Raw genomic sequence first — 21,129 nt, 5'->3', positions numbered from 1 at the left:
TGCCAATGCTGCAAGTCCTCATCCGATGAAGGACCGGATTCCGGGCTTTCCGCGAATGTCAGGTTTAGATTGGGACAGACTGTAGTAACCATTAACCAATACAAGCTAAAAAATCCATAAAAGAAAAAGGGCCGCAATTTATTTAAAAATTCAACAGCCCTCCTGTAAAATTAATTGTTACTAATTATTTCGCAGTAACACCATTTGATGGATATTGTGCCAATATTTCTTTCACGCCGGTATACAAACGTTGTTCTCTTTTATTAAAGTTATCAAGGTTAAAACCTGATCCCTGTCCGTGCCAGAATAAAATCTTTTTAGCCGGATCCAGAAAATCAATAACAATGGTACCGTCAATATACTGGTTCACGTAGGTTCCCCCACCCCAGAAAGGATTTCCCCAGCCACCACGCCAGCCCCATCCCCAGCCGCCATAATAACCCGGGCCATATACATCGGTTTTTTCCCGTGCAACCACTACCAGGTTAACCAACATATCAGGGCGATCTGATTTTGTAAAACCTTTTGCATTCATTTCAGATTCAACCGCAGCCATTAATCTGCGCTTGTCTAAATTATTGAGCTTAATCCTTGCGATACCTTTATCGTAAAAATTGTAAGTTTTGTAACCGCTTAAATCAACATCTTTATCATAATCTGATGCGGTGCGGAGTGTTGTACATCCTGCTAATGCCAATACCACTGTAAAAAGCATTAATAATTTTTGTGCTGTTCTCATTTTGTGCGTTGTTGTATAAATAACCTGACATAAATATAACGATCTTGCAAACCAAATGGTAAATCATTTAACATTTTTTTACAATCAGATTGTTATCAATAAAACGATTTCAGTATGATTATGTTTTACCGTTATATCACTCAGACTAAATATTTTACAATTGGATTAATCGTGAAGTTATCCCTGATAAACCTAACCACGGTTTAAATCTATTTCATGGAATAACCGGTTGCTAAAAATGTTGGTTTTATCGGATTAAAGCACATCCGCCGGAAGAAAATAAATAATAATGAATATTTTAATCTCCTAAAATTCTTTTATAGGTAGGTTATCTAACTTCAGCTTTATCAATTAACTTTGCAAAATGCTAAAAGATGAGATTAACAAAGCTTTAGAAGTATTAAAATCGGGCGGGGTGATCCTCTATCCTACCGATACGATCTGGGGAATAGGCTGCGATGCCACAAATCCGGAAGCAGTAGACAAGGTATTAAAAATAAAAAACCGCCCTGCCGAAAAGAGCTTAATCGTTCTATTGGATGTAGACAGCAAACTGCAGAGTTATGTGGCAGAAATACCAGAAGTAGCTTACGATCTGATCGAATATGCAGAAAACCCACTTACCGTTGTTTTTTCAGATGCCAAAAATCTGGCTCCAAATGTAATTAACGCAGATGGTAGTGTAGGCATCAGAATTGTTAAACACGATTTTTGTACACCATTAATCCAACGTTTTAGAAAACCTATCGTTTCTACCTCTGCAAATTTAAGCGGACAGCCTTCGCCAAAATTCTTTGACGACATTGATCCCGAAATTATCAATGCTGTTGATTATGTGGTAGATTTTGAACAGGAAAACCGAACCGGCAAAAAACCCTCAACCATCATGAAACTTTCACCTGGCGGACAGTTTGAATTTATCCGTAGATAATTTTATTACTTTTGCAATGCTTATTGTCGTCCTGAGTCACGAAGGATCTGTTTTTTCACAACTCGCAGATGCTTTTGATCTCAGCACGATAAAACAACCAACTTCATGCAACAACATCTACAAAACCCTATATTTAAAACCTTATCACAAATTGCAGATAAGAACAAAACCGAAGCCTATGTAATCGGCGGATTTGTTCGCGATTTATTTTTAGATCGCCCTTCAAAAGATATTGATGTGGTTGTTGTGGGCAGCGGAATAGCATATGCTGAAGCTGTTGGGAGAAAGCTGAACGCCAGGGTAGCCGTTTTTAAAAATTTCGGCACAGCAAACATTAAATTTCAGGATTTAGAGATTGAGTTTGTTGGGGCCCGGAAAGAATCTTATCGCTCTGATTCGCGAAAACCCATTGTGGAAGACGGTACTTTAGCAGACGACCAGCTCCGCAGGGATTTTACCATCAACGCTTTGGCAATCAATTTAAATGCCGATCGTTTTGGTGAATTGCTGGATCCTTTTGACGGGGTTAAAGATCTCGAAAATAAGCTGATCCGTACACCACTCGATCCGGAAATTACCTTTTCTGATGACCCATTACGCATGATGCGGGCCATCCGTTTTGCTTCACAACTTAATTTTGATATTGATCAGGCTGCGCTAAATGCGATAAAAACACAAAAACAGCGTATCGGTATTGTATCAAAAGAACGTATTACCGACGAGATGAATAGAATTATTCTCTCCAAAAAACCATCTGTTGGCTTTAAATACCTTTTCGATACCGGATTGCTATCTATCATTTTTCCTCAAATGGCACAGCTTTATGGTGTGGAAATTATCAAAGGCAAAGGGCATAAAGACAATTTTTATCATACACTTGAAGTTTTGGATAATATTTGTGCTGATACAGATGATTTATGGTTGCGCTGGGCAGCCATTTTACATGATATAGCCAAGCCTGCTACCAAACGTTTTGAAGAAGGCCACGGTTGGACATTCCACGGCCACGAAGATAGAGGAGCACGAATGGTTCCGAAAATATTTGCACAGCTGAAACTTCCTTTAAACGAAAAGATGAAATTTGTGCAAAAATTGGTTCAGCTTCATTTACGCCCGATTGTACTGGCACAGGAAACCGTTACAGACTCTGCCGTAAGGCGGTTACTTTTTGATGCCGGGGAAGAAATTGAAAGCCTAATGTTGTTATGCAATGCCGATGTAACCACCAAAAACGAATACAAGAAAACAAAATACAGAAACAACTTTGAACTGGTAAAACAAAAGCTCAGGGATGTTGAAGAACGAGATAAAATCAGAAACTGGCAACCTCCAATTACCGGTAACGATATTATGGAAACTTTTGGCCTGAATGCAGGCAAAGAAGTGGGCATCATTAAAAATGCCATTCGTGAGGCCATACTGGAAGGTGAGATCACAAATGATTATCAGGAAGCGTATAATTTTATGCTCAATCAGGCAAAACAAATGGGATTAAATCCTGTTAATAAATAATTTAATTGCCGTAACCATGTGATTATGGTGCCTTTTAGGGCACATCATGTTTGTGGTAATTATAAATTAACTTATTTTTACGGTTCCAAAATACAATAATGGCTATTTATAAATTTAGAATTACTTTTGAAGATTTTGATGATGTTGTGAGAGAGATCGACATTAAATCAAACCAAACATTTGAAGACCTCCATAAGGCCATTCACAGATCTACCGGTTATAATGCCGAGAAACCTTCTTCTTTTTATGTAAGTACCGATAATTGGTTAAAAGGTGACGAAATTGCTTATTTACCAAACGAACGTAAAAAAGACCGTGTAGTTTTAATGGAAAACTCTAAACTGAGCGGTTTTATTGAAGATCCACATCAAAAGTTTTATTATATCTATAATTTCGATCGCCCTTATGATTTCCATGTAGAACTGGTAAAAATCATACTGGATGCAGACCCTAATATCGAATATCCATTTTTGGCAAAAAGCGTTGGTGAAGCGCCAAAAATAATGGAGCAAAATAGTCCGCAAGCTGTTGATCCCAGAGGTGCTGCGGCGGCGGCCAGCGAATTTGATTTCTTAAATGAAATGAACTTTGTACCTGAAGATACCGACGAATTAGAGGCCATGGGCGAAATGGGTATCAACGAGGAAGAGCGAGACGAAGATGAAGAAAATGAAGAAGACGAGTTTGGAGATGAATTTTCAGATGATGATCACTTCGAAGATGATAGCCAAAAAGACGATTATTAATTAGCAACAAAATAATAAATGCAAAAAGCTGCCAAATATTTAAATTTGGCAGCTTTTATTTTATACAAACCATCATGCCGGAAGCAAAAACCCTAATATCCATTGTTGGCCCTACTGCCATAGGTAAAACAGCCTTAGCCATTCAACTGGCGCAACATTTCGGCACAGAAATTATCTCTGCAGATTCACGCCAGTTTTTTAAGGAAATGGCAATAGGCACTGCAAAACCCAATGCAATGGAATTAGCAGCAGCTAAACACCATTTTATCGATTCACATTCGGTAACGCAACTGTTTAGTACAGGCGATTTTGAAGTAGAAGGATTAAAAAAATTAGAAGAAATTTTCCAAAACCACAATCTTGCCATTATGGTAGGAGGTTCTGGATTATATGTAAACGCTTTAATAAATGGTTTAGATGAAATGCCCGATATCGATTTATCAATCAGGGAAAAACTAAATAAACAATTTGAAGAAGAAGGTTTGGCGGCCATCCAAAATCAACTGGCCGAATTAGACCCGGCATATTTTGCAAAAGTAGACCAACAAAATCCACAAAGAATGATCAGGGGTTTGGAGGTGTATTTATCAACAGGTCAAAAACTTTCTTCCATGCTTTCGGCAACCAAAAAGGAAAGACCGTTTAATATCATCAAAATTGGGTTAAATACCGATCGGGCCGTTCTTTATGATCGGATTAACAGCAGAGTTGATCAAATGATGGCGGATGGTTTAGTAGAAGAAGTTAAATCACTCATACCATTTAAAAAATATAATGCTTTAAATACAGTAGGTTACAGTGAAATTTTCGATTACCTGGACGAAAAAATCTCTTTTGAAGATGCCATCGCTGCCATTAAACAGAATACCCGCCGTTTTGCCAAGCGTCAGCTCACCTGGTTTAGGAGAGATGATGAGATTAACTGGTTTGAACCTGATGAACATAAAATGATAATTAGCTACGTCAATTCAAACATTGCAAATAACAAAATTAAGACTACAAAATAGTAAGATTACAAGACATTAATAATCTAGTTACATTTACAGCATCTCCAATATAATATTTAAGTTTGGTAAGGAAAACTTAAATATAAACCTATGAAAAACAAAAACAATCCCCTTACGCTTTTGGCTTTATTATTACTAAGCCTGACATTTCTATATTCTTGTAAAAAAAATGAAACTTTAGCTGAAAAAGAAAAGCCAGACATTTATAAGAATATTAAGTTTGTTAACGATTGGATTCCCCAGGCAGGAGTCGCATTATCCAAGGGGCCAGCTAAACTTGCCACCATTAAAGGTAGTCCATTAAATGACATTTTAACTTCGTGGGTTGCTCAGGGAAGTATTTTCAGCCGGGTAAAAATTTAAAAGTAGGATTTTTAAATAATCCAAGCGTAATGGATGCAACAACAGCCCGGGATCAGGTTTTTAACGGAATTAGAGCTTGGTTTGCCATTAATGTTCCCAATATCAGCGTTAGTATTAGTTACATTACTTCGGTTCAATACGCTGATGTTAAAGTTGGTTGGTACAAAGGAAATCATGGTGACGGAGCAAATAATGCATTCGATGGCCCAGGAGGAACGCTTGCTCATGCCTTTTATCCAACAAATGGCGTTATTCACTTCGATGATGAAGAAAATTGGTCTGCATCGTTATTTGGCCCTGAACCAGGCACAATAGACTTAGCTTCTGTAGCGGCGCATGAATTTGGCCATACTATCGGGTTAGACCATTCCGAATGCACTAACGCAACAATGACACCTTATTATTTTGGACTAGGCATGCGAACTTTAAGTATTGACGATGTAGTTGGATCCAGAACAATTTATGGCAATAATCCAAATTACGAGAATGGCATGATCGGTAACCTTGATATGCCTGTTGGCCAAGAAGTAACTTTCACACTTTTTTACGGGTATGATTATATATTCTCTCCGATTGGCAACCCACCTATCATGACTTATAACCCTAATAATCAACCCCCTTTCAGATATTCTTCTCTAAATTGGGTAATGCCTCCGGGCGTTGATCTGATCAGTGGTCAGGGAACCTCTCAAGTAGTAGTCAAGCCCAATGGACAATTTACAGGAGATATAATCATGAAAGCCTATATATCAGATTGTAATGCGACCACAGAAATCAAATCAATGGTTGCGAACATCCATTATTAATTTCAAAAGATTTTAAATAAATAAAGCCAACCCTAAAATAGGATTGGCTTTATTACTAGGCAACAAAAGGTTATTTGTCAGGAAATTTCACTCCCCTGTATTGTGTAACATCAATGGTTGGAATAGTAGAACCATATTTTGCATTAATGGCATCAATAAATACATTGGCAATTACAGCGTTTCCACGCGGCGTTAAGTGAATCCCATCTAAAGAGAAAGCCCCACCAGAGATAAATGCAGCATTGATGCCAATGCCTTGTACCATTAATCCGGCTTTTACCTGATTAAAATATGCATAGGTATCTGCTATAGCTAAACCCTTACTGGTGGCAATAGACTTAATACTGCTGTTATAGCTATTTACATAATCTTTCACCTTAATTACCTCATCTTTATCCAGTACCCAATTGTTTGCGATTGGATTTAACGGATGTAGACCATAAGGAATAGTACCCTGACCAAATAAACCGGCCGATTGAAATGGTAAACGGATTAAATCTTCATCAGTAGCCACCCTTACAGCACCAGTACCCGTTTGAATAAATACAGCCTGAGCAGCGGGATTAGCAGCCTTTGCAGCAGCAAGCAGCACAGAAGGCTTTACGGTATTGAAATAAGGAATAGCTGTTACATCAGGTATAGTGGCTACAATGCCTTTCTGGCCACCAGCGGTTAAGGCATTTAACAAATTAGCATATAATGAAGAAAAGGTTACCTTATCTGTTAACACTGTAGTGGGATCGCCGGTAACGGTTACTGCACCATTTAAAGCATAACCTAACACATCGTTATTGCCCAGCCAGATGGAGAAAAAGGTATGGTTTCTTCCCTGGATATATTGAAAATAATTGGTTTTACCTACTTGTGCATCAGTTAATAAACGCTCAAAAAAAGGATTGGCAGCACTAAAAGTAAGTGTTGGATCGAAAGATATATCGACACGCATACCTGGGATACCTAAGTTTTGGATATCACCTGAGTACTTAAATAAACGACTATTTGTCGGTGCATTTCGCCAACCATCCCCTGCTACTGGCGTCAAAGTTGGAATGCCATTTACTAAAGCTGTAAGTGAAATGTATCCTGAACCATTAGCTTGTGCATCGGTAAAAAATGGAGAAGTAAAAGCTCCACCTCCTACCGAAGTCATCTTCGCGGCAATTAAATTTGGATATGCCACTTTCTGGCCTTCTAAATATAATCCGCCATCAGCATAACCTGAAGTTAATGAATTACCTACAGCAATGTATTTACTAAAATTCGCTTGTCCGGCCGAGGTACCTGCGGGAGTTTCAATTTCTGGTTTGCAGGCTGCGGTAAAAAGAATGGCAGCAGCTACGAAACTATTTAATATGTATTTTTTCATTTGTAAGGTCTCCTACCATTTATAAGTTAACGAAATACCTGGCGCATAAACCAAAGTTTTAAAAGTACCATCCAGGCCAGTTTCTATATTCTTTTGTTTACGCGATTTAACATCCTCAAAAAAGAATGACGCGTTTACTTCGAAATGGCGGGTAGGTGTATAGCCTATACCGGCACTTAAAATATAACGATCAGCATCCGGTGCCTCGGGAGTTACATAACCATCCTGTACAGGTGAAAGTGCATACCCTACACCAGCTCTTAAAGCTAATTTTTCAGACGCCTGGTGATTAATACCTAGTTTGAACGAAGAACCATCGCGGTAGTTACGGGCCGATTTTGTATCGGCCAGTGCCGGAGTATTGGTTGCATAATCAAATGATAGATCCTGGTAAATATGCCATTGTACCCAGCTGGCATCAAACGCTAATGTGGTGCTTTGAGATAACGGAATGCCTATACCTAAGCTTGTGGTTGCTGGCAAAGGTAATTCTGCATTGAAAGTGTTTCCTGCAGGGAAAGATGACCTCAATGAATTTGGCACATCAAACTCAGCAGTACCATTATCTAATTTCGTAATTACTTTCGATTTATGCACCAGAGCAAATGAAATATTGCTCAAAGTTTTAATGTATAAACCTGCATTCCAGCCATAACCTTTTCCTGTGCCTTCTAAGGTAGCATGGCCAGAGCGGCCGTCAGGAAAATTAACCGGTAAAGCCCGCTGAAGGTTAACATCACCATGGTTATACACAAAACCAGCACCAATACCAATACGATCGGTAATTTTTATACTTAAAGTAGGCTGGAAATAAATGGCTTTTAAATTTAATGAGGTTAGTGCATATCTGCCAGACCAGTCATTTCCCCAGTCAACCAAACCACCAAATGGGGTATAAACGCCTAAACCCAGTTTCCATTTATTTGATTTTGGTCCCCAAACTGCATAAAATTCGAAAGGAGGAGCAATTTTATTCTTTACATTCTCGGTTATATTCGAACCTGATTGCTTAAAAGCTGACTTAAATAATAATGGGTTTACACCTGCTGACACTGAGTTTTTCTCTAAGAAAGATACTGCACCCGGATTATAAAACACAGAAGCCTCATCTAAAGCCAGTGCAGAACCTGCACCCGCCATACCTATTTGCTTCTGACCTTGTAAATTAACCTGGAAACCCTGCCCCAAAACCCATAGTGGGGCAGAAAGTAATACGCTCAATAAAATTTTTTTCATTTATAAATGGTTATATACAAATATATACTATGCTAACATAGTAAGCAAATATTTGTGTGTAAGAATTTTATGTGTTTTAAGCCTGGGCAGTCGGTCCACCAAAACCCATTGGAAAAGGTGGTTCTTCCTGAGTCTTAATGCGCCCGTTTACAGCTTCAAATTTCTGTATGTTATCCTCTAATGCTGATAATAAGCGTTTTGCATGTTCCGGAGTTAAAATAATTCTCGACTTTACCTTTGCTTTCGGAATACCCGGCATTACGCGGATAAAATCCAATACAAATTCTGTATTAGAATGGGTAATAATGGCCAGGTTAGAAAAAATTCCTTCGGCAATTTCTTCTGATAATTCTATGTTTAACTGATTCTCGTTTTGTTGTTCTTCCATAATGCTTCAAAAATAAAAAATTCCGCTGCTTAATGGCGGAATTAAAATATAATATTAAGCTTATTTTAAGTTAAATTATTTTAGCATAAAACTGATGATACCAATTACTGATCCTACTATTACCAGAAATTGAATAAGCCCTACAAGATAAATAGATTTTGAAAGTTCAGACTTTACCTGAAGAATATATTCTTTCGTGTTTGCTATATCTTCTTTCGTCGCTAAAGTTTCTCTTTTAGGATCAAACTCAGATTTAACTTCTTCTTTCACAAAAAAGACCAATTGCCCAGCTTCCTGGTTGCCAGGCTTAGCTTTTAAAATCTGAAAAAGTTAAATTTCTGTAACACTCATGGTTTATTTTTAATTTATTAAAGTTACAAAATCTATTCCCAACAAAAAACTCCCTCAATATTGAGGGAGTTTTAAAACAAAATATCAAAAAATATTAAGCTTCTACTTCTTCTTGTTTCGAAGCTAATAATTTATCGTATTCTTCTTGTGAACCAACGATGATTCTTTCGTAACCACGTACACCAGTACCTGAAGGGATTAAGTGACCAACGATCACGTTTTCTTTCAAGCCTAACATATTATCGCGTTTACCTGCAATCGCCGCCTCATTTAATACTTTCGTGGTTTCCTGGAACGAAGCCGCAGAAATGAACGATTTAGTACCTAATGACGCACGGGTAATACCTTGTAAGATAGAACTTGCAGTTGCCGGTCTTGCATCTCTTACCGTAATCTGTTTTAAATCTTTACGTTTTAACTGAGAATTCTCATCTCTTAATTTACGTAATGATACAATCTGACCTGGTTTGAATTCAGTCGAATCGCCCGCATCTTCAACAACTTTCTTGTCGTACATGGCATCGTTTTCTTCTGAGAAATCCCAACGGTCTACTGCATTGTTTTCTAAGAAAATAGTATCTCCCGGATCTTCGATGTGAACTTTCTGCATCATCTGGTGAACAATCACCTCGAAGTGTTTATCGTTAATTTTCACACCTTGTAAACGGTAAACCTCTTGAATACCATTTACTAAGTATTCCTGAACCGCTGCAGGGCCTTTAATTGACAAGATATCGGCTGGAGAAATTGAACCATCAGATAATGGCATACCTGCTTTCACAAAGTCGTTATCCTGTACAAGGATGTGTTTAGACAATGGAACAAGGTATTTTTTAACTTCACCATCTTTCGATTCGATGGTGATCTCACGGTTACCACGTTTAACGCCACCTAAAGTCACCACACCATCAATTTCAGTTACTACAGCTGGATTAGACGGGTTACGTGCTTCAAATAATTCCGTTACACGAGGTAAACCTCCCGTAATATCACGGGTTTTACCAGTTGCACGTGGAATTTTAGCGATAATCTGACCAGTTTGGATGGTTTCACCTTCATCAACTGAAACGTGTGCTCCTACCGGGATGTTATAACCTTTGATCATTTCGCCTTTTTTATCAACGATCTGAACAGATGGGTTTTTAGTTTTATCACGTGTATCGATAATCACTTTTTCACGGTGACCAGTTTGCTCATCAGATTCCTCACGGAAGGTAACACCTTCAATAATGGCATCAAATTGTGCTTTACCGGCAAATTCTGAAAGAATTACCGCGTTGTACGGATCCCATGAACAGATTTTATCGCCTTTGGTTACTTTATCTCCTTCTTTAACAAATAAGAAAGCACCATAAGGAATGTTGTTGGTTACGATCACTCTACCGCTTCCTGGCTCAACAATTCTAAACTCACCTGAACGTCCCAATACAACCTGTACGGTACCATCTTCGGTTTGTGTATCTACTGTACGGATATTTTCGAATTCGATAACACCATCAAACTTAGCTACGATGTTTGATTCCGCAGCAATGTTTGATGCAGTACCACCCACGTGGAAAGTACGAAGTGTTAACTGTGTACCCGGCTCACCGATCGATTGTGCTGCAATTACACCAACTGCCTCACCTCTTTGAACACGTTTACCTGATGCCAAGTTACGGCCATAACACAATGCACAAACACCACGTTTAGACTCACAGGTTAATACTGAACGAATTTCGATACCTTCTAATGGCGACTCATCGATCAATTTAGCAACCTCTTCGTTGATATCTTCGCCTGCACCTACCAATAATGTATTATCCAAAGGATTATACACATCGTGTAATGAAGTACGACCTAAAATTCTATCGTATAATGGTTCAACAATATCTTCGTTATCTTTTAACGCAGTGGTATACATACCTCTTAAGGTGCCACAATCGTTATCGTTAACAATCATATCCTGGGCTACATCATGTAAACGACGGGTTAAGTAACCCGCATCAGCCGTTTTTAACGCCGTATCCGCCAAACCTTTACGGGCACCGTGAGTAGAGATAAAGTACTCTAATACCGATAAACCTTCTTTAAAGTTTGATAAGATCGGGTTTTCGATGATATCACCACCTGAACCAGATTTTTGAGGTTTCGCCATCAAACCACGCATTCCGCAAAGCTGACGAATCTGCTCCTTAGATCCACGTGCACCAGAATCAAGCATCATGTAAACTGAGTTAAAACCTTGGTTATCTGAAGATAACTGAGTCATAACGAAAGTAGTTAACCTGTTGTTGATACGGGTCCAGATATCGATAATCTGGTTGTAACGCTCGTTGTTGGTAATGAAACCCATGTTATAGTTGTTTCTTACCTCTTCAACTTCTGCAGCAGCCTGTTCTAATAAAGTATGTTTCTCTACCGGAATGTTTACGTCTTGTAAGTTGAACGATAAACCTCCCTGGAAGGCCATTTTGAAACCTAATTCTTTGATATCATCCAAGAATTGAGAAGCACGGGCCATACCAGTCATTTTCACAACTTCACCAATAATATCTCTTAAAGATTTTTTGGTTAATAGTTCATTGATATAACCAACCTCTTCAGGAACCATCTGGTTGAACAATACTCTACCTACAGTGGTTTCAGTCAATTTATTAACGATAGAACCGTCAGCTTGTTTAACATTTACCCTTACTTTGATAAATGCGTGCAAGTCTAATTCTTTCTCGTTATAAGCAATAATAACTTCTTCCGGAGAATAGAAAGCAGAATCCTGTCCTTTAACCACTCTGGTTTCATCTGTTCTACGGCCTTTAGTAATATAATAAAGACCCAAAACCATATCCTGTGATGGTACTGTAATCGGTGTACCGTTTGCAGGGTTTAAGATGTTGTGTGCAGCTAACATTAACACCTGGGCTTCCAAAATTGCGGCATTACCTAACGGTAAGTGCACAGCCATCTGGTCACCATCAAAATCGGCGTTGAATGCGGTACAAACTAATGGGTGTAACTGGATCGCTTTTCCTTCAATTAATTTTGGCTGGAAGGCCTGGATACCTAGTCTGTGTAGCGTAGGTGCACGGTTTAATAATACCGGGTGACCTTTTAATACATTTTCTAAAATATCCCAAACCAATGGGTCTTTTCTATCCACGATTTTCTTCGCAGATTTAACTGTTTTCACCACACCACGCTCAATCATTTTACGAATGATGAATGGTTTGTAAAGCTCAGCAGCCATATCTTTAGGGATACCGCACTCGTGTAATTTAAGGCTAGGCCCTACAACAATTACCGAACGTGCTGAATAATCCACACGTTTACCCAATAAGTTCTGACGGAAACGACCTTGTTTACCTTTCAGGATATCTGAAAGTGATTTTAAAGCACGGTTACCTTCAGTTTTTACCGCGTTAACTTTACGTGAGTTATCAAATAACGAATCTACAGCTTCCTGTAACATCCGTTTTTCGTTACGTAAAATTACCTCTGGTGCTTTAATCTCGATCAAACGTTTTAAACGGTTGTTACGGATAATTACACGACGGTATAAATCATTTAAATCTGAAGTAGCGAAACGGCCACCTTCTAATGGAACCAACGGACGTAATTCTGGTGGAATAACCGGAACGATTTTAACAATCATCCACTCCGGACGATTCTCAATACGTGTATTGGCACCTCGGAAAGCTTCAACAACCTGAAGACGTTTTAAAGCCTCATTTTTACGTTGCTGAGAAGTTTCGTTAGCTGCCTGGTGACGCAAATCATAAGATAAAGTATCTAAATCAATACGTTTTAATAAATCTTCTAATGCTTCAGCCCCCATTTTGGCGATGAATTTATTAGGATCTTTATCGTCTAAATATTGATTTTCTTTAGGTAATTTATCTAAGATATCTAAATATTCTTCTTCCGTTAAGAAGTCCATATAGTTGATCCCTTCTTCGGCCATTAAGCCTGACTGAATCACTACATAACGCTCGTAATAGATAATTAAATCTAATTTTTTAGTAGGTAAACCTAATAAATAACCGATTTTGTTTGGTAAAGATCGGAAATACCAGATGTGTGCAACAGGAACCACCAAAGCGATGTGCCCCATACGCTCACGACGTACTTTCTTTTCAGTTACTTCAACACCACAACGGTCACAAACAATACCCTTGTAACGGATACGTTTATATTTACCGCAATGACATTCGTAATCTTTTACCGGACCAAAAATACGCTCACAGAACAAACCATCACGCTCAGGTTTGTAAGTACGGTAGTTAATGGTTTCCGGTTTCAACACCTCACCGCTTGATCGTTCCAGAATAATTTCAGGAGACGATAAACTAATCGTGATGGATGTGAAATTGCTTTTTAATTTATTATCCTTTTTGTAAGACATACTTATGTAAGGTTAAAGGCGAAAGGCGGAAGGCGGAAGGCGGAGGGCGTTTGAACCCTCAACCTTCTACCTTTTAACCCTCTACCTTAATTAATCTAATGTAATATCTAAACCTAATCCACGTAACTCATGTACCAATACGTTGAACGATTCTGGCACACCTGGCGTTGGTAGGTTTTCACCTTTAACAATGGCTTCGTAAGTTTTGGCCCTTCCGATCACATCATCCGACTTAACGGTTAAGATCTCCTGAAGAATATTAGCTGCACCGAATGCCTCTAATGCCCAAACCTCCATCTCACCAAAACGCTGACCACCGAACTGGGCTTTACCACCCAATGGTTGTTGTGTAATTAATGAGTATGGTCCGATTGAACGGGCGTGCATCTTATCATCAACCATGTGACCCAATTTCAGCATGTAGATAATACCTACAGTTGTAGTCTGATCGAAACGCTCACCTGTTAAACCATTGTATAGGTAGGTTTTTCCTGAAGCAGGAACACCCGCTTTAGCAATCCACTCTTCAACCTCATCATGCGTAGCACCATCAAAAATCGGAGTGGCAAATTTAACACCCAATTCTTTACCGGCCCATGCCAATACGGTTTCATAGATCTGACCAAGGTTCATACGTGAAGGTACACCCAGTGGGTTCAACACGATATCAACCGGGCTACCATCAGCTAAGAAAGGCATATCTTCATCACGTACAATACGTGCAACAATACCTTTGTTACCATGGCGACCTGCCATTTTATCACCTACTTTTAATTTACGCTTTTTAGCCACATAAACTTTAGCCATCTGTACAATTCCCGAAGGAAGCTCATCACCTACACTGATCGCGAATTTATCACGTTTGTAAGCACCCAGCTCTTCGTTAACACGGATACCGTAGTTGTGAAGCAACATTTTAATCAGCTCGTTTTTATCATCATCAGTAGTCCATTTGTTAGGGCTGATGTGATCATAATTAAGCTCGGCTAAAATTTTCTGCGTAAACTTAGCACCTTTAGCAACTAACAATTCTTTATAAATGTTATATACACCTTGTGATGTTTTTCCATTTACAATAGTGAATAATTTGTCAACTAATTCTGCTTTTAGTTTCTCCGTGATATTGTTATATCCTTTGTCTAATTTCTCAATTGCCGATTTTTCCTCAGCTTTTGTCGTTTTCTTAGCACGGCTGAATAATTTAGTGTCAATTACCACACCCTGGATAGAAGGAGGAGTTTTTAAAGACGCATCTTTAACGTCGCCTGCTTTATCACCAAAAATAGCACGTAGTAATTTCTCTTCCGGTGAAGGGTCAGACTCTCCTTTTGGCGTAATCTTACCAATTAAAATATCACCTTCTTTTACATCAGCACCAATACGGATAATACCATTTTCATCAAGGTCTTTAGTCGCCTCTTCAGAAACGTTAGGGATATCTGGTGTTAATTCCTCTTCCCCACGTTTAGTATCACGTACTTCTAATTCAAACTCTTCAATATGCAATGAAGTGAAAACGTCATCACGAACAATACGCTCGTTGATTACAATCGCATCCTCAAAGTTGAAACCTTGCCATGGCATGAACGCCACTTTTAAGTTTCTTCCTAATGCCAGTTCACCATTTTCAGTTGCATAACCTTCGCAAAGTACTTGTCCTTTAGTTACTTTCTGACCTTTCTTAACGATCGGTTTTAAGTTGATACAAGTATTCTGGTTGGTCTTTTTGAATTTAATTAAACGGTAAGTTTTGCTATCACCTTCAAATGAAACCAAACGATCATCTTCGTTACGTTCATATTTAATGGTAATTTCATTAGCATCAACATACTCTACCACACCGTCACCTTCTGCATTGATCAAAGTTCTAGAGTCACGGGCAACGCGACCTTCCAGACCTGTACCCACGATTGGTGCTTCAGGACGTAACAAAGGTACGGCCTGACGTTGCATGTTCGATCCCATCAAAGCCCTGTTCGCATCATCATGTTCCAGGAACGGAATTAACGAAGCAGCAATTGACGTAATCTGGTTAGGCGCAACGTCCATTAAGTCTAATTTCTCAGGCTCAATAATCGGGAAGTCACCCTCATAACGCGCTTTAACACGTGGTGTGGTAAAGTTACCTTTATCATCATACTCTGCATTGGCCTGAGCAATGGTTTTACCATCTTCATCCTCGGCAGATAGATAAATAACGTCTGAATCTACAACTACTTTACCATCTTCAACACGTTTGTATGGTGTTTCAATGAAACCTAAATTATTGATTTTTGCATGCACACAAAGTGATGAAATCAAACCAATGTTCGGTCCCTCTGGTGTTTCAATCGTACATAAACGACCATAGTGGGTATAGTGAACGTCACGTACCTCGAAACCGGCACGCTCACGCGATAAACCACCTGGACCTAAGGCCGATAAACGGCGTTTGTGCGTAATCTCTGCCAATGGATTGGTTTGATCCATGAACTGAGATAACTGGTTGGTACCAAAGAAAGAGTTGATCACTGATGATAACGTACGGGCGTTAATCAAATCAGTTGGTGTAAACACCTCGTTATCGCGAATGTTCATACGCTCACGGATGGTTCTGGCCATACGGGCTAAACCAACACCAAACTGTGCGTACAATTGCTCACCTACCGTACGTACACGACGGTTAGATAAGTGATCGATATCATCCACTTCCTCTTTTGAGTTGATCAATTTGATCAGGTATTTCACAATCGCAATAATATCTGCTTTTGTTAATACTTTAACCTCATCAGGGGTATTCATTTTCAATTTACGGTTGATGCGGTAACGACCAACATCTCCTAAATCGTAACGTTTATCTGAAAAGAATAAACGATCAATGATACCACGGGCTGTTTCCTCATCAGGTGGTTCTGCGTTACGCAAAGCACGATAGATATTTTCTACAGCTTCTTTTTCTGAGTTTGAGGTATCCTTTTGTAAGGTATTATATATAATGGTATAATCAGCCTGACTTGCGCCATCTTCTTTTGATAAGATGATGCTTTTTACGCCAGCTTCGATAACCATATCAATGTGTTCGTCTTCTAAAACGGTTTCTCTTTCAAGAATCACTTCATTACGGTCGATAGAAACTACCTCACCAGTATCTTCATCAACAAAATCTTCAACCCATTTTTTCAATACCCTTGCCGCCAGTTTACGACCGATATATTTCTTCAAACCAGACTTACTAACTTTTACTTCGTCAGCAAGATCAAAAAGTTCCAAGATATCTTTATCAGAATCGTAACCGATAGCACGTAATAAAGTGGTAACCGGGAATTTTTTCTTACGATCGATATAAGCGTACATCACGTTATTAACGTCTGTAGCGAATTCGATCCATGAACCTTTGAAAGGAATTACACGTGCAGAGTACAATTTGGTTCCGTTGGTGTGACGGCTTTGGCCGAAGAACACGCCTGGAGAACGGTGTAACTGCGAAACGATAACACGTTCTGCACCGTTGATAACAAATGTACCTTTTGGTGTCATATACGGGATTGTACCTAAATACACATCCTGGATAATGGTTTCAAAATCTTCATGTTCTACATCATTACAAGAAAGCTTAAGCTTTGCTTTTAATGGAACATTGTAGGTTAATCCACGCTCAATACACTCATGTATATCGTAACGTGGCGGATCAACAAAATAATCAAGAAACTCTAATACGAAGATATTTCTTGAATCTGTTATTGGAAAGTTTTCAGCAAACACTTTAAACAAACCTTCGCTAGAGCGATCGTCTGATGTGGTATCTATCTGGAAAAATTCTCTGAATGATTGCAATTGCACATCCAGAAAATCCGGATAGTCTATAATGTGCTTACTAGTTGCAAAATTTACTCTTTGTTCGACTGTCTTTGCCAATGGACTAAAAGATTTTAGTTTAAGAATAAACTATTTGTTTGGTTCGAATTTCAAACAAGCTCATTAACCAAACAAAATGAGGTGTTTATAAACAGGTAAAGACACCGACATTTTCAGTCGGTGTCTAATACATTTTTAGCTTAGCTAAGTTAAGTGATTACTTAATCTCAACTACTGCTCCAGCTTCTTCTAATTGTTTTTTAAGAGCTTCTGCTTCGTCTTTAGCAACACCAGCTTTTAATTCTTTTGGTGCTCCGTCTACTAAGTCTTTAGCTTCTTTCAAACCTAAACCAGTTAAGTCTTTAACCAGTTTTACAACTGCTAATTTCTGACCACCAGCTTCTTTTAAGATTACATCAAAAGATGTTTTTTCTGCAGCAGCAGCAGGTGCATCACCACCAGCAGCAGGACCAGCAACTACAGCAGCAGCTGCAGGCTCAATACCATACTCATCTTTTAAGATTTGAGCTAATTCATTAACTTCTTTTACTGTTAAGTTTACTAATTGCTCAGCAAACGCTTTTAAATCTGCCATTTTATTAAGATTTTAAAAATTTACGTGTGTAATAATTTTGTTTAATTTGCGAACTTAAGGTGTTCGTTAACCTTCTCTTTCCTGAAGAGTTTTAACAATTCCTGCAATTTTGCTACCGCCTGATTGAAGTGCAGATAGAACATTTTTAGCTGGTGACTGTAATAATCCAACGATATCTCCGATAAGCTCTTCTCTTGATTTCAAGCTTACTAAGTTATTTAATTGGTCATCGCCAACATATACTGATGAATCTATGAACGCTGCTTTAAGCACTGGTTTATCAGATGTTTTTCTCAAAGCTTTGATCAGCTTAGCCGGAGCATTAGCTGTTTTTGAGAATAATAATGATGATGAACCTTTAAGTGCTTCGTATATCTCAGAAGCATCGCCATCCAAACCTTCAATCGCTTTGCGGATTAAAGAGTTTTTAGCAACCTTCATTACGATATCACCTTCAAAACATTTGCGACGGATGTTATTGATCTGCTCAACAGAAAGGCTGGAAGTATCAGCAATATAAAAATTGCCAAATTCCTGCATTTGTCCTTGTAGTTCTAAAACTACTTCGTTTTTTTCTTCTCTGTTCATGATTAGATCCCCGCTACTGATTTTGTTTCAATTGCAATTCCAGGACTCATTGTAGAAGACACGTGAATGCTCTTAAAATAAGTTCCTTTTGCAGCAGATGGTTTTAATTTAGAAATTACTTGAATAATCTCAAGTGCATTCTCATAAATTTTGTCTGCTGGGAATGATACTTTTCCTATCGAGGCGTGTATGATACCCGTTTTGTCTACTTTAAAATCAATTTTACCTGCTTTAACTTCTGTTACAGCTTTACCAACTTCGTTAGTTACTGTTCCAGATTTTGGATTAGGCATTAAGTTCCTTGGACCTAAAACACGGCCCAATTTACCTACCTTAGCCATACAAGCTGGTGTAGTGATAATAATGTCTACATCGGTCCAACCACCTTCAATTTTAGCTACATACTCGTCTAAACCTACGAAGTCTGCGCCAGCTGCTTTTGCTTCTTCTTCCTTATCAGGAGTTACCAAAGCTAAAACACGTACAGTTTTACCTGTTCCATGTGGTAAAGTAGCAATACCACGCACCATTTGATTGGCTTTACGCGGATCTACTCCTAAAGATACATCAATATCAACTGAAGCATCGAATTTAGTAGTAGTGATTTCTTTTACCAAAGCAGCAGCATCCTTCAAAGTATAAGCTTTACCAGCTTCTATTTTAGCATGTGCCTTTTTTTGATTTTTAGTTAATTTCGCCACTGTTGTAAACTGTTTTTTAATTAATTGTTCCAGGGTGCGTCACCAGAAACGGTGATTCCCATACTGCGTGCTGTTCCAGCAACCATACTCATTGCTGATTCGATTGTAAATGCATTTAAATCAGGCATTTTATCCTCAGCAATAACTTTAATCTGGTCCCAGGTCACCGACCCAACTTTCTTACGGTTAGGCTCAGCAGAACCACTCTGTAATTTAGTAGCATCTTTTAACTGGATAGCTACCGGAGGGGTTTTGATGATGAAATCGAATGACTTATCAGCATAAACAGTAATTACAACTGGCAATACTTTACCTGCTTTATCTTGGGTACGAGCGTTGTACTGTTTGCAAAACTCCATAATGTTCACCCCTTTAGCACCTAATGCAGGTCCTACTGGTGGCGATGGATTTGCCGCTCCGCCTTTGATCTGTAATTTGATCATTGCACTGACTTCTTTTGCCATTTTGTGTTTTTTGTTTATTTAAAACTCAATGTTAAATATTGGAAGCATGTAACATTTATTTCCTTATAGCTCCTATAAAGCTTAAAGGACTGCAAAGATATGGATTAACTTACAGTAAAACAATAGCATTGATAAAATTAATTTTATTGTAATTTAATGCAGGACCAAGATCCGAAATTTACCCGCTACGTATTTAACGAACAGATACTAAAATTTATTACCTGTTACGCTTGCAATCTCAACAACTTCATGATCATAAAAAAAGCCCCGGAGTATTCGGAGCTTTTTAATATTTTAATGTGGCTGTTATTCTTTTTCTACCTGCATGTAGTTAAGTTCAAGTGGCGTTTTACGTCCAAAAATCTTAACCATTACTTTCAGTTTTTTCTTCTCTTCGTTTACCTCTTCGATAATACCTGAGAAACCATTGAAAGGCCCGTCCATTACTTTGATGCCTTCGCCAACATAATAAGGAACATTCATGGTTTCACCCTGCTCGCTCATCTCGTCAACCACACCTAAAATACGGTTCACCTCTGCCTGGCGCATTGGGATTGGGTTACCGGCTTTATCGCCTAAGAAACCGATGACACTGTTGATCCCTTTAATGATGTGCTCTAATTCTCCATCTAATGTAGCTTCGATTAAAACATAACCTGGATAAAAGTTACGTTCTTTGGCAATCTTTTTACCATCTTTCATCTGGTAATATTTTTCCATAGGAATTAATACCTGTGGAACCAAATGAGAGAAACCTAAACGGCTGATCTCAGCATCAATGTATTGTTTTACTTTCTTTTCCTTACCGCTAACAGCCCTTACAACGTACCACTTTAGATCGCTCATTAGTAAATATTAATTAGAAAGTGATTTATAAAAAGTATCTAACACAAATGTTGATCCTTTATCCATTGCAAAAATAACCAATGCAATAATTAAAGAAGCTACCAATACCAGGATTGCAGAACTTTGCAGTTCGCCCCAGGTAGGCCAGGTAACCTTATTGGTCATCTCATCGTACGATTCTTTTATAAACTCAACTACTTTAGCCATATCAAATTATTGAATGAATGAATGAGTAAATGAGTGGATGATATTATTTGAAACTAAGCTTCAAATTT

General features: G+C 38.5%; 19 protein-coding genes. 6 read left to right on the top strand and 13 right to left on the bottom strand.

Features of this window, described 5'->3' with window-relative positions; genetic code table 11:
- Nucleotides 1-184: 184 nt before the first annotated feature.
- Entirely contained in the window at nucleotides 185-739 is a 555-nt protein-coding gene (locus ABEG20_RS02605) for a DUF4136 domain-containing protein (RefSeq protein ID WP_406825840.1), read from the bottom strand.
- 364 nt (nucleotides 740-1,103) lie between these two features.
- Between ABEG20_RS02605 and ABEG20_RS02600 the strand changes: the two genes are divergently transcribed.
- The 6 genes from ABEG20_RS02600 to ABEG20_RS02575 all read left to right on the top strand — a co-directional run bounded on the left by ABEG20_RS02600 (nucleotide 1,104) and on the right by ABEG20_RS02575 (nucleotide 6,104).
- On the top strand, nucleotides 1,104-1,670 hold the full coding sequence (locus ABEG20_RS02600) for an L-threonylcarbamoyladenylate synthase (protein WP_406825839.1): 567 nt from the start codon (nucleotides 1,104-1,106) through the stop codon (nucleotides 1,668-1,670).
- A 105-nt stretch (nucleotides 1,671-1,775) separates the two neighbouring features.
- Nucleotides 1,776-3,182, top strand: a complete 1,407-nt coding sequence (locus ABEG20_RS02595; protein ID WP_406825838.1) for a CCA tRNA nucleotidyltransferase — start codon at nucleotides 1,776-1,778, stop codon at nucleotides 3,180-3,182.
- A gap of 98 nt (nucleotides 3,183-3,280) precedes the next feature.
- On the top strand, nucleotides 3,281-3,928 hold the full coding sequence (locus ABEG20_RS02590; protein WP_406825837.1) for an IS1096 element passenger TnpR family protein: 648 nt from the start codon (nucleotides 3,281-3,283) through the stop codon (nucleotides 3,926-3,928).
- A 74-nt stretch (nucleotides 3,929-4,002) separates the two neighbouring features.
- Nucleotides 4,003-4,935 carry a tRNA (adenosine(37)-N6)-dimethylallyltransferase MiaA gene (miaA, locus tag ABEG20_RS02585; RefSeq protein WP_406825836.1) on the top strand — a complete coding sequence of 311 codons (933 nt, stop codon included), beginning with the start codon at nucleotides 4,003-4,005 and terminating at the stop codon, nucleotides 4,933-4,935.
- A gap of 90 nt (nucleotides 4,936-5,025) precedes the next feature.
- Entirely contained in the window at nucleotides 5,026-5,298 is a 273-nt protein-coding gene (locus ABEG20_RS02580; protein WP_406825835.1) for a hypothetical protein, read from the top strand.
- Nucleotides 5,299-5,327: 29 nt separating this feature from the next.
- Nucleotides 5,328-6,104: a matrixin family metalloprotease gene (locus ABEG20_RS02575; RefSeq protein ID WP_406825834.1), complete on the top strand. Its 777-nt coding sequence runs from the start codon at nucleotides 5,328-5,330 to the stop codon at nucleotides 6,102-6,104.
- Between the two features lie 70 nt (nucleotides 6,105-6,174).
- On the opposite strand, the gene ABEG20_RS02570 is transcribed toward ABEG20_RS02575, so the two are convergent.
- The 12 genes from ABEG20_RS02570 to secE form a co-directional block, all read right to left on the bottom strand.
- Entirely contained in the window at nucleotides 6,175-7,470 is a 1,296-nt protein-coding gene (locus ABEG20_RS02570) for an SGNH/GDSL hydrolase family protein (protein WP_406825833.1), read from the bottom strand.
- A gap of 12 nt (nucleotides 7,471-7,482) precedes the next feature.
- Nucleotides 7,483-8,706, bottom strand: coding sequence for an OmpP1/FadL family transporter (locus ABEG20_RS02565; protein ID WP_406825832.1), 1,224 nt, complete (start codon nucleotides 8,704-8,706; stop codon nucleotides 7,483-7,485).
- A gap of 76 nt (nucleotides 8,707-8,782) precedes the next feature.
- Nucleotides 8,783-9,094: a DUF3467 domain-containing protein gene (locus tag ABEG20_RS02560; RefSeq protein WP_029279713.1), complete on the bottom strand. Its 312-nt coding sequence runs from the start codon at nucleotides 9,092-9,094 to the stop codon at nucleotides 8,783-8,785.
- 75 nt (nucleotides 9,095-9,169) lie between these two features.
- Nucleotides 9,170-9,364: a hypothetical protein gene (locus ABEG20_RS02555; RefSeq protein ID WP_406825831.1), complete on the bottom strand. Its 195-nt coding sequence runs from the start codon at nucleotides 9,362-9,364 to the stop codon at nucleotides 9,170-9,172.
- Nucleotides 9,365-9,539: 175 nt separating this feature from the next.
- A complete protein-coding gene (gene rpoC, locus ABEG20_RS02550) occupies nucleotides 9,540-13,826 on the bottom strand; it encodes a DNA-directed RNA polymerase subunit beta' (protein ID WP_406825830.1) in 4,287 nt (1,428 codons plus the stop codon).
- 90 nt (nucleotides 13,827-13,916) lie between these two features.
- Entirely contained in the window at nucleotides 13,917-17,720 is a 3,804-nt protein-coding gene (gene rpoB, locus ABEG20_RS02545) for a DNA-directed RNA polymerase subunit beta (RefSeq protein WP_169502003.1), read from the bottom strand.
- A 157-nt stretch (nucleotides 17,721-17,877) separates the two neighbouring features.
- On the bottom strand, nucleotides 17,878-18,255 hold the full coding sequence (rplL, locus tag ABEG20_RS02540; protein WP_010601097.1) for a 50S ribosomal protein L7/L12: 378 nt from the start codon (nucleotides 18,253-18,255) through the stop codon (nucleotides 17,878-17,880).
- A gap of 66 nt (nucleotides 18,256-18,321) precedes the next feature.
- The gene (gene rplJ / locus ABEG20_RS02535; RefSeq protein WP_090502367.1) at nucleotides 18,322-18,843 is read right to left on the bottom strand and encodes a 50S ribosomal protein L10; all 522 of its coding nucleotides are present in this window, start codon (nucleotides 18,841-18,843) and stop codon (nucleotides 18,322-18,324) included.
- A 2-nt stretch (nucleotides 18,844-18,845) separates the two neighbouring features.
- Nucleotides 18,846-19,544: a 50S ribosomal protein L1 gene (gene rplA / locus ABEG20_RS02530; protein WP_025143259.1), complete on the bottom strand. Its 699-nt coding sequence runs from the start codon at nucleotides 19,542-19,544 to the stop codon at nucleotides 18,846-18,848.
- Between the two features lie 20 nt (nucleotides 19,545-19,564).
- Nucleotides 19,565-20,008, bottom strand: coding sequence for a 50S ribosomal protein L11 (gene rplK, locus ABEG20_RS02525; RefSeq protein ID WP_010601094.1), 444 nt, complete (start codon nucleotides 20,006-20,008; stop codon nucleotides 19,565-19,567).
- A 306-nt stretch (nucleotides 20,009-20,314) separates the two neighbouring features.
- The gene (gene nusG, locus ABEG20_RS02520) at nucleotides 20,315-20,854 is read right to left on the bottom strand and encodes a transcription termination/antitermination protein NusG (RefSeq protein ID WP_025143263.1); all 540 of its coding nucleotides are present in this window, start codon (nucleotides 20,852-20,854) and stop codon (nucleotides 20,315-20,317) included.
- A gap of 9 nt (nucleotides 20,855-20,863) precedes the next feature.
- Complete coding sequence (gene secE / locus ABEG20_RS02515) at nucleotides 20,864-21,061, bottom strand: preprotein translocase subunit SecE (RefSeq protein WP_025143264.1); 198 nt, start codon at nucleotides 21,059-21,061, stop codon at nucleotides 20,864-20,866.
- Nucleotides 21,062-21,129: the final 68 nt, after the last annotated feature.

Source organism: Pedobacter sp. KACC 23697, assembly GCF_045348445.1.
In the GTDB taxonomy this organism is placed as follows: Bacteria; Bacteroidota; Bacteroidia; order Sphingobacteriales; family Sphingobacteriaceae; genus Pedobacter.
Note: the sequence above shows the minus strand (reverse complement) of the source record. Positions and strands in the feature narration are given on the sequence as shown.

What these genes read in the sequence shown, in the direction of transcription:
- ABEG20_RS02590 (WP_406825837.1), top strand. Translation starts at nt 3,281, where the DNA reads ATGGCTATTTATAAATTTAGAATTACTTTTGAAGATTTTGATGATGTT.
- rpoC (WP_406825830.1), bottom strand. Translation starts at nt 13,826, where the DNA reads ATGTCTTACAAAAAGGATAATAAATTAAAAAGCAATTTCACATCCATC.
- ABEG20_RS02565 (WP_406825832.1), bottom strand. Translation starts at nt 8,706, where the DNA reads ATGAAAAAAATTTTATTGAGCGTATTACTTTCTGCCCCACTATGGGTT.
- ABEG20_RS02575 (WP_406825834.1), top strand. Translation starts at nt 5,328, where the DNA reads ATGGATGCAACAACAGCCCGGGATCAGGTTTTTAACGGAATTAGAGCT.
- secE (WP_025143264.1), bottom strand. Translation starts at nt 21,061, where the DNA reads ATGGCTAAAGTAGTTGAGTTTATAAAAGAATCGTACGATGAGATGACC.
- ABEG20_RS02605 (WP_406825840.1), bottom strand. Translation starts at nt 739, where the DNA reads ATGAGAACAGCACAAAAATTATTAATGCTTTTTACAGTGGTATTGGCA.
- miaA (WP_406825836.1), top strand. Translation starts at nt 4,003, where the DNA reads ATGCCGGAAGCAAAAACCCTAATATCCATTGTTGGCCCTACTGCCATA.
- rplJ (WP_090502367.1), bottom strand. Translation starts at nt 18,843, where the DNA reads ATGAACAGAGAAGAAAAAAACGAAGTAGTTTTAGAACTACAAGGACAA.
- ABEG20_RS02570 (WP_406825833.1), bottom strand. Translation starts at nt 7,470, where the DNA reads ATGAAAAAATACATATTAAATAGTTTCGTAGCTGCTGCCATTCTTTTT.
- ABEG20_RS02560 (WP_029279713.1), bottom strand. Translation starts at nt 9,094, where the DNA reads ATGGAAGAACAACAAAACGAGAATCAGTTAAACATAGAATTATCAGAA.
- ABEG20_RS02600 (WP_406825839.1), top strand. Translation starts at nt 1,104, where the DNA reads ATGCTAAAAGATGAGATTAACAAAGCTTTAGAAGTATTAAAATCGGGC.
- rplL (WP_010601097.1), bottom strand. Translation starts at nt 18,255, where the DNA reads ATGGCAGATTTAAAAGCGTTTGCTGAGCAATTAGTAAACTTAACAGTA.
- ABEG20_RS02580 (WP_406825835.1), top strand. Translation starts at nt 5,026, where the DNA reads ATGAAAAACAAAAACAATCCCCTTACGCTTTTGGCTTTATTATTACTA.
- nusG (WP_025143263.1), bottom strand. Translation starts at nt 20,854, where the DNA reads ATGAGCGATCTAAAGTGGTACGTTGTAAGGGCTGTTAGCGGTAAGGAA.
- rplK (WP_010601094.1), bottom strand. Translation starts at nt 20,008, where the DNA reads ATGGCAAAAGAAGTCAGTGCAATGATCAAATTACAGATCAAAGGCGGA.
- ABEG20_RS02595 (WP_406825838.1), top strand. Translation starts at nt 1,776, where the DNA reads ATGCAACAACATCTACAAAACCCTATATTTAAAACCTTATCACAAATT.